This window comes from Parvibaculum indicum (genome assembly GCF_011762095.1).
Classification (GTDB): domain Bacteria; phylum Pseudomonadota; class Alphaproteobacteria; order Parvibaculales; family Parvibaculaceae; genus Parvibaculum; species Parvibaculum indicum.
Map to the genome: position 1 here is coordinate 36188 of NZ_JAASQO010000014.1, position 15431 is coordinate 51618.

The following is a 15431-nucleotide window of genomic DNA, read 5'->3' on the forward strand; positions in this document are numbered from 1 at the left end:
GCGGCGTGTTGTCCCGGTTGAGGCCTCGCCCTTCGAGACGGACGCTCGCGCGTCCTCCTCAGGACGAGGAGCTGAATCGACAATTCCGGCCTCATCCTGAGGAGCGGCGAAGCCGCGTCTCGAAGGAGGGCGTCGCCCCGTGTCGCCTAGCGCCGGCCCAGCACGGCGGAGGCCAGCCAGCCGAAAAAGGCGGCGCCGATCACCGCGATCAGGCCGTAAAGCAGCGCGTCGTTATAGGCGAGGCGATAGATGAAGCGCTCGATCCCGCCCTTGTCGATATAGAGCGGCGAGGAAATCGTATCGACGACCTTGCCGTCCCGGAGCAGATAGACCTTCGCCGTATAGAGCCCGACCGGGACCGTGGCGGGCAGGTCCAGCGTGGCGCGGAAGAGCGTCTGGCCGAGAAAGATCACCCCGCCCGGATCGGTGAGATAGAGCCCCTCGCGGCGCTTGTTGCGGATCAGCGCCTTCCAGAAATCGAGTTCCGTGTCGGGCGGCAGGAATTCCCGCGTGCCGTCGATACCCGTCGCCACCGCTTCGCCGAATTCGTAATTCTCGATGCCGATGCGTTGCGCGCGCAGCGTCTCGGGCGAGGAAATGACTTCCAGCGGCCGCGTACTGGCGATGGCGTGATAGCCGGGCACATTGGGATAGGTCACCGAGTCGTGATTGACCCATATGCCCGCAACCTGTTCCTTGCGCCGCACCTTCACCGTTCGCGTCGGTCCCGTCACGACCACGATGATGTCGCGATCGACGGTGCGCTCGTCCGGCGGCGCTTCCACCGCGCCGAAGAGAAGGATCTCCGTGCCCGTGAAATTGGAACGGATGGAGACCTGATGCTGCGACAGGTCGGTCACGAGCCGGTCCGCGCGCGCATCCGGCGCGGCAAGCGCCGCCGCGCCCAGCGTCAGCAGGGCCAAAAGCGCATATCTGCCGGTCCGCCATGCGCCCATGCGTCAGGTCCCCGACGACATGACGACGATGGAATAGAGGTCGTCGGGACGGCTGATGAGGTCGATGCCCAGCCGGACGCCGATGATGAGGAGCAGTGCCGCCAGCAGCGCCCGCACCTGTTCGCCCTGGAGCTTTTCGCCCACGCGCACGCCGAATTGCGCCCCCACCGCGCCGCCGATCACGAGGATGAAGCCCAGCACGATATCGACCGCCTGGTTTTCATAGGCATGCATCACGCCGGTCAGCGCGGTCACGAATACGATCTGGAAGAACGATGTGCCGATGACGACGCTGGTCGGCATCCGCAGCAGATAGATCATGGCCGGGATCATGATGAAGCCGCCGCCCACGCCCATGATGGCCGATAGCGTGCCGACGAAATAGCCGACCAGAATGGGCGGGATCACGCTGATATAGAGTTTGGAGCGGCGGAACCGCATTTTGAAGGGCAGGCCGTGGATCCAGCTGTGATGCCCCCGTCCCCGCGCGCGGCCGCCCGCGCCGCCATTGCGCGCGACCCGCATGGCTTGCACGCTTTCGACCATCATCAGCCCGCCGATAATGGTCAGGAAGACGACATAGATAATCGAAATCATCAGGTCGACCTGGCCGATGGCGCTGAGCAGCTTGAACAGATAGATACCGCTGAGCGAGCCCGCCGTACCGCCCGCCAGCAGGACGCCGCCCATCTTGAAGTCGATACTGCGCCGCGCGAAATGCGCCAGCGCCCCCGTCACCGAGGAGGCGACGACCGAGGTCGATTGCGTGCCCACTGCGATGGCGGGCGGTATGCCGAGAAAGATGAGGAGCGGCGTCATCAGGAAGCCGCCGCCAATGCCGAACATGCCCGACAGGAATCCGACCGTGAGCCCCATCGCCAGGATGGTCAGCACATTCACCGGTATTTCCGCGATCGGCAGATAGATTTGCATGAGCGTAAGCGCTTCCGGCGGCCTGCCCGCGAGACGGGGCCCGTCGGCCTTCCCCCTTCGCTTGTCGGCAACGACCGTGTCGGGAGGAACCCGCCGCGATACGGTGCCGGCAATGTTTGATTTGGCGTAGCACGTTGCCGGCCCGTTTCAAAGGGGCGGCGGGCCGGGGAGCGGACTATCTCGTAGGCTTTTGCGTCAGAACCGCGACGCGGAATCGGCAGGGGCCTTTCGGGCCGTTCCCGCCGGCGGCTTTACCCTTCGAGTTCGATCAGCAGTTCCGGCGTGACCTTGCCCGAGGGCGCAAAGCCGTTCGCCTTCTGGAAGGCGGCGATGGCGTCTCTGGTGCGCGGTCCCATCATGCCGTCGGCCGGGCCGGCATCGTAGCCGAGTGCGTTGAGCAGGGACTGGGCCTGGGCGATATCGGGGTCGGCAGGTCCGGCGGCGGCGCTGTTCCAGCTCTTGAGCGAGGAAAGATCGCCATTCGCCACCGGATCGGCGGTCTTGGCCTGCCAGGCATTCGTCGCGATGCGCGCATCGGCGAGATCGCCGGGCTCCATCCGTTCGGCCAGCGCGTCGCGCTTCTTGGCCGCGCCCTTGTCGCCCGCCGCGGCGGCGATGGCGAACCATTGATAGGCGGTGGCGAGGTCTTCCTCGACGCCGAGCCCGCGTTCGTTCAGCACGGCCAGATTGTACTGGCTGTCGCCGAGCCCGTAATCGGCGGCCTTCGCGAACCATTCGGCGGCCTTGGTGAAATTCTGCGAGGTGCCGCGCCCCTCCGCATACATGACGGCGAGATTGTGCATCGCCTTCACATTGCCCTTGTTCGCGGCCTGCTCGTAAAGCTGCAGCGCGCGGGCATTGTCCTGGCCCACGCCGCGCCCTTTTTCATAGAAGGTCGCCAGCCGGTACTGGGCGATGGTCAGCCCCTGTCCGGCGGCCTTGCGGATCCATGTCACGGCCTGGGTGTCGCTCTGCGCCACGCCCTCGCCGCGCGCATAGGCATCGCCCAGCGTGTATTCCGCGGCGGCGTTTCCGGCCTGCGCGGCATCGTTCAGCGTTACCTGCCGGGGCGCGCTGGGCGCGGGCGGCACGTCGTCGGCGGGCGTGACCGGCACCGTCGCCACATCGACGGAGGTCTCGGCGGTGGCGCCGTCCGCCGGGGCCGATGCGGTGCCGCTTTCGGTCGCACCGTTTTCGGGCGCGCCGTTGTCAGGCGTGGCGGACGCCGGTGCCTCTGGTGCCGCATCGGCACCGGCGTCCTCCGGAACGGCCTCCGGATCGACCGGGGCGGGCGAAGTCGCCGCGCCCGTATTGCTTGTCGGCGCCGTGTCGCCCGGCGTCGGGCTCTGGCGCATGAAGAGGAAGGCGCCCGCGACGATCGCGAGCGCGATAAAGCCCACCGTCGCGGCCATGACGAGACGGCTGCGTTTTTTCTCCGCATCGTTCGCGTCGAAGCGCGCCGAAGAGTCGGCATAGGCGGGGCTGTCATAGCCGGAATGGCTGCCCTGCGAGGCGGCCTGCGCGGCGCGCCGTGCCTGGGCAAGGAAATCCTGCGCGGCCTGCGCGCCGGCTTCCCTCAGCGGCGGCGGCGGGGGCGGATCGGGCGGAATGACGCCGTCATCCTCGTCTTCCTCGGGTTCGGGCGTCTCGTAATCGGGGATGTCCTTCGCCTTGGGCGGCTCCTGGACCGGCATTTCGCGGGCCGGTTCGACAAGCCGGGGCGCCTCGTCCATGGGCGGCGCGGCGGGTTCCTCGCGCAGCACCGGCGCACGGGCCTGCGCGACGGGTTCGGCGGGGATCGCGGAGGGCACCATGAAGCCTTCGCCGCCCGCCGGCGTGCCGATCGACGGCAGGTCGAACTGCGCGCCCCCCATGCCCGGCGCGTTCAGCGCGGCCGCGGTGGGGAAGTTGGGCGAGAAGCTGCCATGCGGCCCCATGCCCGCATTGATCTGCGGCGAGGCGGGCCGTGCCGCGCGCTGCTTGGCCGTCTTTTCCAGCCGGGCCAGGCGTTCGGTCGTGCGGGCCAGCACGCTCTGCACCGATTCCAGCGCTTCGCGGCTCTGGTGATCGGTCTGGCTCAGCCGGTCCGCGATCTGCGCCAGCGTGTCTTCCACATTGCGCGTGGTCTCGTCGGTGCGGTGTTCGCTCTCTTCCAGGCGCCGCGCCAGCATGTCGAGCTGGTCGGCCAGTTCGCGCGGCATTTCCGGCTCGCGCGGCTTGGAAAGGTCGTCGATCTGCCGCGCAATGCCGTTCATGCCCTTATGCACGGTGTCCAGCGCATCCTGGCTTTTCTGTTCGGTCTGCTCGAGCCGTTCGGAAAGCCGGGTAAGGCTCTTCTGGAGGCTCGAAATCGTGTCGCGCTGGCTGTCGGCCTGCGCCTTGTCCTCGAAGGCCTTCAGCGCCGCCTGCACGGCCTTGGCCTGGGTCTGTTCCAGATTGCCGCTGACGCCGGACAGGCTCTGCTCCATCTGCTCCAGCCTCTGGGAGAGGAGGGAGAGATGTTTTTCCTGCGCCTCGGCGCGCTTCTTCTCGGCTTCGCGCTCGTTGGCCTGCTCGGTCTCGTCGATGCGCGTGGAAAGCTGGCCCAGCATGTTGCGGATATCGGCCAGCGAGTCGTTGGTCCGCTTCTCGCTTGTGTCCAGATGATCGACCACCGCGTTCACCGCCTTTTCCAGCGTCTGGATGGCGCGCTTGTCCTCGGCGGTCTGCGTGCCGCCGCCATCCTGCTCCGCGCGTTCCAGCCGCTCGGCCAGATGCTGCAGTTTGCGCTCCAGAGGATCGATAACGGCTTTCGTCTCCTGCGGCTGCGGCTGGGCGGGCGCATGTTCGGCGCGGACCATCCGGTCGGCCAGCTCGTCGATGGTTTCGCCCAGGCGGCGGGTCAGCTCCGCCGTCCGGTCTTCGCTCCGCTCCAGGCGCCGGGAAAGATTGCGGACCGCGTCGGTCAGGCTGTCCATGTCGTCGTCGCCGGGCCGGGCGGCCTGCGCGGGCACCTGGGCGTCACGCTCCGGGCGTCCGCCCGAGCGGGTCTGGTTGCTCCAGCCGTCGCGCTCGCCGTCGTCGCCGGACACATCGTCCGTGCCGCTGTCCATGATGACCTGGTTCAGCCAGGCACCGAGCGTCAATCCCGAGCGGCGCGCAGCCTGCTTCGCAGCTTCGCGCGCTTCGGGCTCGATGCCTTTGACGCTCCAGGGGACCCCCGATCTCATCCGAATCACTAGCCTTTGAACGGTTTGGGTCAGTATATGCCACGTAATATGGCGTTTAAACTTGTGGGGCGGCCCAAAATATTGACATCGGCACCATATTTGGTGAATAGCACCGATTCTCTATCGAGGCGCGGCCGTCGAAACGGCCTCTCCCGCATGCGTCCTATAAGGCGCCGGGCACCGTAAACAGCCGGTTAACGACTCGAGGATTCCTGCGTATATGCAGGGACTTAAGGCCCGCCGAAGACCTCGGTCGCATAGACCTTGTCGCCGGCGCGGGCCACCCCCATGCCGGTGATGGTGAAGGCCGGATCCTGCATGTTCCGGCGATGCGACGGGCTGTTGCGCCATTTGGTGAAGAGCTTCTTCGCCAGCGCCTTGTCGTCGGCCTCAGGCCCCTGCACATAGACGATGTTCTCGGCCAGCGAGCCCTTGTAGTCCTCGTCGATCGCCAGCACCCGCTCCTTCGGGCCCTGGTCGTCGGGATTGAAATGGCCGAAGAAATCGCGAAGCGCCATGTCCTGGCTGTGCACGGCGGCGGCCTTTTGCAGCCGGCCATCGACCGAGAGCGGGTCGGCGCCCTTGGATTTGCGGAAGGCGTTCACCTCGGCAAGCAGCGCGCGGGCAAGCGGCGTGTCCTCCTGCGCCGAGGCCGCGGCCCGGCTGGGCAGGCTCGACGTATTGACCCGGGCGAACTTGTCGCCGCCGGAAGACCCGCCGCTGGTCTGGCATCCCGCCAGGACGAGGCTCGCCGCCACGGCGAGGATGGCCGCATATCCCGATTTCATGATCCCTCCCTCTCAAGCTTTTGGCCATTCTGGCCGAACAACGGGCCTTATCCGAACAGGAAATTGTGGCGGAAGGTCGAATTTTCGGGCCGCGGCGTCATTGACGCTTACGTTAACGTCACCTAGAGTCCCGCCACTTCGAAATCTGGAAAGAAAGCCGGAAAACCGGCGAATGGACGGTTTTCGCAGCGGGCAGGCGCCGCAACGACCTGTCGGTCCCGCACCGCCGCGAAATATCGGGGAGATGAAACATGGACCAGCAGACTTCCGACCATGCCGTCTTGGCAGGCGGTCACGAGGGCGACAAGCACGGGCCTTGCCCGACTTTCTCCATCACCCAGCTTGCCGAGGAATTCGGCCTCACGACCCGCGCGATCCGCTTTTATGAAGACAAGGGGCTCCTCTCGCCGGAGCGCCAGGGCCAGACCCGCGTCTATCACCCGCGCGACCGCGCCCGGCTGATCCTCATCGTGCGGGGCAAGAATGTCGGCCTCGCACTGACCGAGATCAAGGAAATCCTCGATCACTACGACCCGACCGAGGGCTGCGAAACGCAGGACCGCATCGCGCTGGAAAAGTTCCGCAAGCGCATTACAAGCCTTGAGCGCCAGCGCGACGAGATCGGCCTGCAGGTGGCGACGCTGCAGGAGGCCTGCCGCCGCCTCGAAGAACGAATTGCCGCGGACGGAAATTCCGGGAAGGATGCGCCCAGGAAGCGCCGAGAAGCCTCGACGGGTTGAGGTTTCGCCCATCGGCGCGTGCCGTCCGCCAGTCGCGCGCGCGAGCGGCGGACGCTTGGGAACTGTCGATTTCGAGGTAATCAATGCCGAGCTACAAAGCACCCCTTCGCGAATACAACTTCCTCTTCTACGAACTGCTGGGCATCCAGCAATATTCCAACCTGCCCGGCTTCGCGGATGCCTCGGAAGATCTCGTCCGCGCCATCCTGGAAGAAGCGGCGAAGCTGACCGAGGAAGTGCTCCAGCCGCTCAATCAGGTGGGCGACCGCGAAGGCTGCAAACTCGAGAACGGCGTGGTCACCACGCCCACCGGCTTCAAGGACGCCTACAAGACCCTCGTCGAGGGCGGCTGGCCCGCTCTGGTGGCCGATCCGGAATATGGCGGGCAGGGCCTGCCCAATTCGCTGGGCGTGATCTTCAACGAGATGGTGTCCTCCGCGAACATGGCCTTCGGCATGTATCCGGGCCTCAGCCACGGCGCCTATTCCGCGCTCCACATCCACGGCACGGAAGAGCAGAAGCGGAAATATCTGCCCAAGCTCGTCTCGGGCGAGTGGACCGGCACGATGAATCTCACCGAGCCCCATTGCGGCACCGATCTGGGCCTCCTGCGCACGAAGGCCGTGCCGCAGGGCGACGGCAGCTACAAGATCAGCGGGCAGAAGATCTTCATTTCGGCGGGCGAGCACGATCTGGCCGACAATATTCTTCACCTCGTGCTGGCGCGCATCGAGGGCGGTCCGGAGGGCGTCAGGGGCATCTCGCTCTTCCTCGTGCCGAAATATCTCGTCAATGAAGACGGCTCGCTGGGCGAGCGCAACGGCGTCTCCTGCGGCTCGCTGGAAGAGAAGATGGGCATTCACGGCAATGCCACCTGCGTCCTCAACTATGACGACGCCGTCGGCTGGCTCGTCGGCGAAGAGCACAAGGGCCTGCGCGCCATGTTCACCATGATGAACGAAGCGCGTCTCGGTGTCGGCCTTCAGGGGCTGTCGCAGTCGGAAGTCGCCTATCAGAACGCCGCCGAATATGCGCTGGAGCGTTTGCAGGGCCGCTCGCTCACCGGCCCCAAGGCCGAAGACAAGCCCGCCGACCCGCTCATCGTCCATCCCGACATCCGCCGCATGCTGCTCAATGCGCGCTCCTTCAACGAGGGCGCCCGCGCGCTGCTCGTCTGGACGGCGCTACATGGCGACCTGTCGCACAAATCGGAAGACGAGAAGACCCGCGAATTCGGCGACGACATGATGGCGCTGCTGACGCCGGTGCTGAAAGGCCATCTGACGGATCGCGGTTTCCTCAACGCGGTGGAAGCGCAGCAGGTCTATGGCGGTCACGGCTATATCGGCGAATGGGGCATGGAGCAGTTCGTGCGCGATGCCCGTATCGCCATGATCTATGAGGGCGCCAACGGCGTTCAGGCGCTCGACCTCGTGGGCCGCAAGCTCGCCTCCAATGGCGGCCGCGCCGTCTTCGCCTTCTTCAGGGAGATCGACGAATTCGCCGACGCCAATGAAGGCAACGACAAGCTCAAACCCTATCTCGACCCGGTGAAGCTCGCGCGCAAGCGCCTCGAAGAGGCGACCATGTGGTTCATGGAGAACGCGCTGGAAAATCCGGACAATGCCGGCGCGGGCTCCACGCCCTACATGCATCTTTTCGGCATCACCGGCATCGCCTTTATGTGGGCGATGATGGCGAAGGTCGCGCTGGACAAGCTGGCGGAAGGTGCGGGCGACCAGGCCGAATTCTACGAGACCAAGCTCGCCACCGGCCTCTTCTATATGGAGCAGGCGGTGCCCGAGACGGCGATGCAGCTTGAGCGCGTGCGCGCGGGCTCGGCGAACATGATGGCGCTGGCGGCCGATGATTTCTGACACCCATAACGACAAGAACAGGGAGCGCAACGAATGACACTGAATGAGGGATACAAATCCCCCTGGCTCGATGAGGAGCTGGAAATCCTTCAGGACGCGGTGAAGAAATTCTATGAAAAGGAATTCGTGCCGCATGTCGAAAAGTGGAACGAGCAGGGCTTCGTGGATCGCGACGCCTGGTTGAAGGCCGGCGAGGCGGGCATTCTCTGCGCCTCCATCCCCGAGGAATATGGCGGGGGCGGCGGCCATTTCGGTCATGAAATGGTGATCGCGCAGGAACAGAGCCGCGCCGGCGTCGGCGGCTTCGGCAACTCCGTGCATTCCGGCATCGTGGCCCATTATGTGAAGGCCTATGGCACGGAAGAGCAGAAGAAGAAATGGCTGCCGAAAATGGCCTCCGGCGAAATGGTCGGCGCCATTGCGATGACCGAGCCCGGCACCGGCTCCGACCTTCAGGGCGTCAAGACGACCGCCAAGAAGGACGGCAACCAATATGTGCTGAACGGCCAGAAGACCTTCATCACCAACGGTCAGACGGCGGATCTCATCTGCGTCGTCGCCAAGACCGACCCGGAAGGCGGCGCCAAGGGCACCTCGCTCATCATGGTCGAAACAGATGAGGTCGAGGGCTTCCGCCGCGGCCGCAATCTGAAGAAGCTCGGCCAGAAGGCGCAGGACACGTCGGAACTTTTCTTCGACGACGTGAAGGTGCCCCAGACCAACCTGCTGGGGTCGGAAGAAGGCCAGGGCTTCGTCCAGCTCATGCAGCAGCTTCCGCAGGAGCGCCTCATCATCGCCGTGCAGGCCTGCTGCGCGATGGAAAAGGCCGTTGCGCTCACCGCCGAATACACCAAGGACCGCAAGGCCTTCGGCAAGCGCATCCTGGATTTCCAGAACACCCAGTTCAAGCTCGCCGAATGCAAGACCGAGGCGACCATCGCCCGCGTCTTCGTCGACGATTGCGCGGTGAAACTGCTCGACGGCAAGCTCGATGCGACCACGGCGGCCATGGCCAAATGGTGGACCACCGAAAAGGAGAACGAGATCATCGACACCTGTCTCCAGTTCTTCGGTGGCTATGGCTACATGATGGAATATCCGATCGCCCAGATGTATGGCGACTCGCGTATCCAGAAAATCTATGGCGGCACCAATGAGATCATGAAGATGCTCATTGCGCGCACGCTCTAGGACAAGAAGCCACGCCCCGCGATTGCGGGGCGTGGCACATTCGACCCAATAAAAGAACGGTTGCCGGTACCGCCGGCGTGTCAGACAGGGAGCCCCCCATGACCGATTGTTTCGTTTACGACACCGTGCGCACGCCGCGCGGCAAGGGAAAGAAGGACGGCGCGCTGCATGAAGTGACGGCGCTCGAACTCTCCACGCAGACGCTGAAGGCGATCCGCGACCGCAACGGCCTCGACACCTCCAAGGTGGACGACGTGGTACTCGGCTGCGTCGATCCGGTCGGCGAGCAGGGCGGCGACATCGCCCGCATCGCGGTGCTGAATGCCGACTATGCCGAGACGACGGCGGGCGTGCAGATCAACCGCTTCTGCGCCTCCGGCCTTGAGGCCACCAACATGGCGGCGGCCAAGGTCATGTCCGGCGAGGCCGATATGGCCATCGGCGGCGGCGTCGAGTCCATGTCGCGCGTCGGCATGGGCGCCTCGGGCGGCTCCTGGTCGACCGACCCCAACATCGCCTTCAAATCCTATTTCACGCCGCAGGGCATCGGCGCCGATCTCGTCGCCACGAAATACGGCTTCTCCCGCGACGATGTGGACGCCTATGCCGTTGAGTCCCAGAAGCGCGCCAAGGCCGCCTGGGACAATGGCTATTTCTCCAAATCGGTCATCCCGGTGAAGGACATCAACGGCCTCACCATTCTCGACCATGACGAGCATATGCGTCCCGAAGCGACCATGCAGTCGCTCGCCGCGCTCAATCCTTCCTTCGCCTCGCTCGGCGAATTCGCCTTCGACGGCGTGGCGCTCGACCGCTACCCGGAAGTGGAAGAGATCACCCATGTCCATCACGCGGGCAACTCTTCCGGCATCGTGGACGGCGCTTCCGCGGTTCTCGTCGGCAATGAGGAAACCGGCAAGGCCATGGGCCTGAAGCCGCGCGCGCGCATCCGCGCCATGGCCTCCATCGGGTCCGAGCCCTGCATCATGCTGACGGGCCCCGCCGACGTCTCGCGCAAGGCGCTCGCCAAGGCGGGCATGAACCCGGAAGACATCGACATCTACGAACTCAACGAGGCCTTCGCCTCCGTCGTGCTGCGCATGATGCAGTCGCTCGACATTCCGCACGAGAAGATGAACGTGAATGGCGGCGCCATCGCGATGGGCCATCCGCTGGGCGCCACCGGCGGCATGATCCTCGGCACCGTGCTGGACGAGCTGGAACGCCGCGACCTCAACACCGCGCTGGTGACGCTCTGCGTCGGCGCGGGCATGGGCACGGCCACCATCATCGAGCGCGTCTGAGGGAGAACGGGGCCGCACCCTTCGAGACGGCGGCTGGCGCCGCCTCCTCAGGGTGAGGGTAAAAATTATGTTCCTCATGCTGAGGAGGACGCGAAGCGTCCGTCTCGAAGCACGAGGCCCGAGCAGGGAAAAAGACAAATGACCACATACGAAAATTTCAGCTTCGACGTCGACAGCGACGGCATCGCGCTCGCGACCTGGGACATGCCGGGCCGCTCCATGAACGTGCTTTCGCAAAGCTCCATGGCCGACATCGCCTCGATCATCGAAAAGATCATGTCGGACGACGGCATCAAGGGTGCCGTCATCACCTCCGGCAAGGGCGCCTTCTGCGCCGGTGCCGATCTGTCCATGATGGGCGGCCAGGCCGGTGGCGGCGAAGGCGGTTCGCCGGAAGACCGCGTGAAGGGCATGTATGAGGGTAACCTCAAATTCAACATGCTGCTCCGCGATCTGGAAACCTGCGGCAAGCCGGTCGTCGCCGCGATCAACGGCACGGCGCTGGGCGGCGGTCTCGAAGTGACGCTCGCCTGCCATTACCGCGTCGCTTCCGACAATCCGAAAACGCAGCTCGGCCTGCCGGAAGCCAAGGTCGGCCTCCTGCCGGGCGGCGGCGGCACGCAGCGCCTGCCGCGCCTCATCGGCGCGGGCGCGGCCCTGCCGATCATCCTGCAGGGCTCGTCCCTCAATCCGGAAAAGGCGGCCAAGGCCGGTATCGTCCACAAGGTCGTGCCTGCCGATCAGTTGATCGACGAGGCCAAGAAGTGGATCAGGGAAGTCGGCGATGCCGAGCAGCCCTGGGACAAGAAGGGCTACAAGGTGCCCGGCGGCGATCCGAACTCCAAGGGCGGCGCGCAGGTCTTCACCATCGGCAATGCGCAGCTTCACAAGCAGACGCATGGCAACTTCCCGGCGCAGAAATACATTCTCTCCTGCGTCTATGAAGGCCTGCAGGTGCCCATCGAGGCGGGTCTGCGCATCGAAAGCCGCTACTTCACCAAGCTGCTGATGGATCCCCGCTCCAAGGCGATGATCCGTTCGCTCTTCCTCTCCATGCAGGAACTGCAAAAGGGCGCGCGCCGTCCCGCGGGCGTGCCGGAATTCCAGGTGAAGAAGCTCGGCATTCTCGGCGCCGGCATGATGGGCGCTGGCATTGCTTATGTGTCCGCTCAGGCCGGCATGGAAGTCGTGCTGCTCGATACCGAGCAGGCCGGTGCGGAAAAGGGCAAGGCCTATTCGCAGAAGCTGCTTGAGAAGGCGCTGGAGCGCGGAAAGACCACGCAGGACAAGATGGACGCCACGCTGGCGCGCATCACGCCGACGACGAATTTCGGCGACCTCAAGGGCGCCGATCTCGTTATCGAGGCGGTGTTCGAGGATCGCGGCATCAAGGCCGAGGTGACGAAGAAGGCCGAACCGATGATCGCCGAAGGCGGCATCTACGGCTCCAACACCTCGACTCTGCCGATTTCGGGTCTGGCGGAAGCCTATTCCAAACCGGAAGAGTTCATCGGCATCCACTTCTTCTCGCCGGTCGACAAGATGCAGCTTGTCGAGATCATCATGGGCGAGAAGACCTCCGACGAGACGCTCGCCAAGGCGATGGATTACGTCAAGCAGATCCGCAAGACGCCCATCGTGGTGAACGACAGCCGCGGCTTCTACACCTCGCGCTGCTTCGGCACTTATGTGAGCGAAGGCCTCGCCATGCTGGCCGACGGCATCAAGCCGGCCATCGTGGAAAACACCGGCAAGATGACCGGCATGCCCATGCCGCCGCTCGCCCTCAACGACGAAGTCTCGCTGGAACTCGGCTACAAGGTCCGCCAGCAGACCAAGAAAGACCTCGGCGACAAATATGTCGAAGGCCCCGCCGACAAGATCGTCGAAAAGATGGTCGTGGATCTCGGCCGTCTCGGCCGCAAGGCGGGCAAGGGCTTCTACGATTATCCCGAAGGCGGCAAGAAGAAGCTCTGGCCGGGCCTTGCCGATCTCGTGGAAACGAAGATCGAGGAAGCCGATCCCGAACTCGTGGAGGAATACAAGAAGCGGTTCCTCTGCATTCAGGCGCTGGAAGCGGCCCGCTGCTTCGAGGAAGGCGTGGTGACGGATGTGCGCGATGCCGATGTCGGCGCGATCCTCGGCTGGGGCTTCGCGCCCTGGACCGGCGGTCCGCTTTCCTACATCGACATGCTGGGCACGAAGGAGTTCGTGGAACTCTGCGACAGTCTCGCCCAGAAATATGGCGAGCGCTTCAAGCCCAATGCGCTGCTGCGCGAAATGGCGGAGAAGGGCGAAAGCTTCTACACCCGCTTCGCGCCGCCGAAGGAAAAGGCCGCGGCCTGATCCATTCTGGAGTTGGACGATGGCGAAGGGCGGCCCTTGGGGCCGCCCTTCTTCTTTGGTTCGCCCGGACCGCCTGCTAGAATTGCGCCTTTCTGATCGGTGTCGGGGCGATCGTGTTGGGCCGTCATTCTGCTTTTCTGTCACTCTTCATTGTGCTGCTCGCCGGGACGGGCCTCTCCGCCCGCGCCGAGGTGCCGGATATGGGCCCGGCGGGGCCGTCCCCGGCGCCGGTCTGGGAAGAGGGCGATCTCGCCGCCGCGCCGCCCGACGCGCTGGTGACGGCGCCTGAAAAGGACGACCGGCAGCGCCTGTTGAAGCCGCCGCTGGCAAGACCGGCGCAGACGGGGCAAGACGGCATCGCGCCCGGCGAGGCGTCGTTTCTCTGCCTCGATGCGCCCGAAGGCATGACGGTGCCCGTGCCCGCCCCCTTCGACCGCTGGATGGTCCGCGTCTGCTCCGCGCAAGGCCAGGCCCTCGTGCCGGTTATGGGAGAGGCATGGGTCGCGCATGGCAGCAGCGAAGCCGTCTCCATTCTCGCCCTGCCGCCCGGGCAGCAGCCGAAACCCGCCTCCGCCGGTTTCGATCCCCGCTATGCCTATCGTTTCACCCGGCTTGCGGGCGGCAAGCTGCAAGGCGAGCGCCGCGAACAGGCCGTGTCGCTGCTGGCGGAGGCGTCGGGCGGGAACGATCTGCCGACGGAGGAAATCTGGCGGCTCGATGCCGTCTCGAATCTCGGCGGGACGACCTATAATCTCTTCTTCTATCTCGGCGGCGGCGCGCCCGTCCATATCGTCGCCTGTCTCGACCGCTGCAGGAAAGCGCTGTTCCTCGATGTGGTCGGCGGCGCGCAAGCCCGCGCGGCGGTTTCGGCGAGCCCTCTCCGGCGATAGGGGAGGGCGGGATCGCGGCCCTTTTTATTGGGGCCCCGACTTGCTATGGGATACCGGCAAAGACGCATGATCCCGTAGGAGGGGGCGGAATGACGGAAGGTTATGAGCTTTACGGCGCCGAGGTGAGCTACTTCACCGGCAAGGTCCGCGCCTATCTGCGATACAAGAAAATCCCCTTCGTGGAGACGATTGCGAGCCGCGAGGTCTACAAGACCGTCATCATGCCGCGCGTCGGCTGGCCGGTGATCCCGGTCGTGGTGACGCCGGAGGGCGACACGCTTCAGGATTCCACCGACATTATCGACGCACTGGAAGTCCGTTTCCCCGATCCCTCGGTCTATCCCGCCACGCCCTGCCGGCGCCTGGCCGCCTTGCTCATCGAGGTTTATGGCGACGAATGGCTGAAGATCCCGGCCATGCATTACCGCTGGACGAAGAACCGCGATTTCGCGGTTGCCGAGTTCGGGCGCCTCTCCCGTCCCGACCTGCCGGAAGACGCGCAGCGCGAGATCGGCGAGGAAGTGGCGAAACCGTTCGCCGGCGCGCTGCCCGCGCTCGGCTGCACGCAGGCCTCCGGACCGGCCATCGAGCGCAGCTATGAAGGGCTGCTGGCCGAGCTGGACGCGCATTTCGCCCATCACGACTATCTCTTCGGCACGCGCCCTTCCATCGGCGATTTCGGGCTCGTCGGCCCGCTCTACGCGCATCAGTATCGCGATCCCGCTTCCGGCGACCTCATGAAGCGCGTGGCGCCCCATGTCACCGGATGGGTGGAGCGGATGATGAAGCCGCCCCGTCCCAATGAGGGCGAGTTCCTGCCGGGCGACGACGTGCCGGAAACGCTCATGCCGGTGCTTCAGCGCATGATGCGCGAATATCTGCCGGTTCTCATGGCCACGGCGGAACGGTTCAAGGCGTTCCTCGCGGAGAGGCCGGACATGGCGGGCGGCGGGCAGGAGCTTCCCCGCGCGATCGGCATGCATGATTTCACGCTGGAAGGCGTGACGGAAAAACGCGCCGTCTTCCTCTTCGACCTCTGGATGTTCCAGCGCCCGCTGGATTTTCTGCGCTCGCTGGAAGGGGCCGACAGCGAGGCGGCCGAGAAGCTGTTGAATATGGCGGGCGGGGAAGCGATGATGAGTTTCCCGGATTATCCGCGGCTCGCAAGGCGCAATTTCAAGCTCGCGCTCGCCTGAC

At 65.0% G+C, this 15431-nt stretch carries 11 protein-coding genes; 7 read left to right on the plus strand and 4 right to left on the minus strand.

Annotated features, from left to right (window positions below; all coding sequences use genetic code 11):
* Nucleotides 1-146 precede the first annotated feature (146 nt).
* From FHS78_RS15925 to FHS78_RS15940, 4 genes are all read right to left on the minus strand, one after another.
* A complete protein-coding gene (locus FHS78_RS15925; RefSeq protein WP_167095364.1) occupies nt 147-956 on the minus strand; it encodes a TIGR02186 family protein in 810 nt (269 codons plus the stop codon).
* A gap of 3 nt (nt 957-959) precedes the next feature.
* On the minus strand, nt 960-1889 hold the full coding sequence (locus FHS78_RS15930) for a sulfite exporter TauE/SafE family protein (protein ID WP_167095365.1): 930 nt from the start codon (nt 1887-1889) through the stop codon (nt 960-962).
* 251 nt (nt 1890-2140) lie between these two features.
* Nucleotides 2141-5098: a peptidoglycan-binding protein gene (locus tag FHS78_RS15935; protein ID WP_167095366.1), complete on the minus strand. Its 2958-nt coding sequence runs from the start codon at nt 5096-5098 to the stop codon at nt 2141-2143.
* A gap of 230 nt (nt 5099-5328) precedes the next feature.
* Nucleotides 5329-5886 carry a CAP domain-containing protein gene (locus FHS78_RS15940; RefSeq protein ID WP_167095367.1) on the minus strand — a complete coding sequence of 186 codons (558 nt, stop codon included), beginning with the start codon at nt 5884-5886 and terminating at the stop codon, nt 5329-5331.
* A gap of 251 nt (nt 5887-6137) precedes the next feature.
* Here FHS78_RS15940 and FHS78_RS15945 point away from each other — a divergent pair, with 251 nt between their 5' ends.
* The 7 genes from FHS78_RS15945 to FHS78_RS15975 all read left to right on the plus strand — a co-directional run bounded on the left by FHS78_RS15945 (nt 6138) and on the right by FHS78_RS15975 (nt 15430).
* Nucleotides 6138-6626: a MerR family transcriptional regulator gene (locus FHS78_RS15945; RefSeq protein ID WP_167095368.1), complete on the plus strand. Its 489-nt coding sequence runs from the start codon at nt 6138-6140 to the stop codon at nt 6624-6626.
* Nucleotides 6627-6709: 83 nt separating this feature from the next.
* Nucleotides 6710-8503, plus strand: a complete 1794-nt coding sequence (locus FHS78_RS15950; protein ID WP_167095369.1) for an acyl-CoA dehydrogenase C-terminal domain-containing protein — start codon at nt 6710-6712, stop codon at nt 8501-8503.
* Between the two features lie 33 nt (nt 8504-8536).
* A complete protein-coding gene (locus FHS78_RS15955) occupies nt 8537-9694 on the plus strand; it encodes an acyl-CoA dehydrogenase family protein (protein WP_167095370.1) in 1158 nt (385 codons plus the stop codon).
* A 98-nt stretch (nt 9695-9792) separates the two neighbouring features.
* On the plus strand, nt 9793-10998 hold the full coding sequence (locus FHS78_RS15960; RefSeq protein ID WP_167095371.1) for an acetyl-CoA C-acetyltransferase: 1206 nt from the start codon (nt 9793-9795) through the stop codon (nt 10996-10998).
* A gap of 138 nt (nt 10999-11136) precedes the next feature.
* Entirely contained in the window at nt 11137-13344 is a 2208-nt protein-coding gene (locus FHS78_RS15965) for a 3-hydroxyacyl-CoA dehydrogenase NAD-binding domain-containing protein (protein ID WP_167095372.1), read from the plus strand.
* 116 nt (nt 13345-13460) lie between these two features.
* Nucleotides 13461-14234 (plus strand): hypothetical protein, encoded by a 774-nt coding sequence (locus FHS78_RS15970; RefSeq protein WP_167095373.1) that lies wholly within the window; start codon nt 13461-13463, stop codon nt 14232-14234.
* Nucleotides 14235-14323: 89 nt separating this feature from the next.
* Nucleotides 14324-15430 (plus strand): glutathione S-transferase family protein, encoded by a 1107-nt coding sequence (locus tag FHS78_RS15975; protein ID WP_167095374.1) that lies wholly within the window; start codon nt 14324-14326, stop codon nt 15428-15430.
* Nucleotide 15431: the final 1 nt, after the last annotated feature.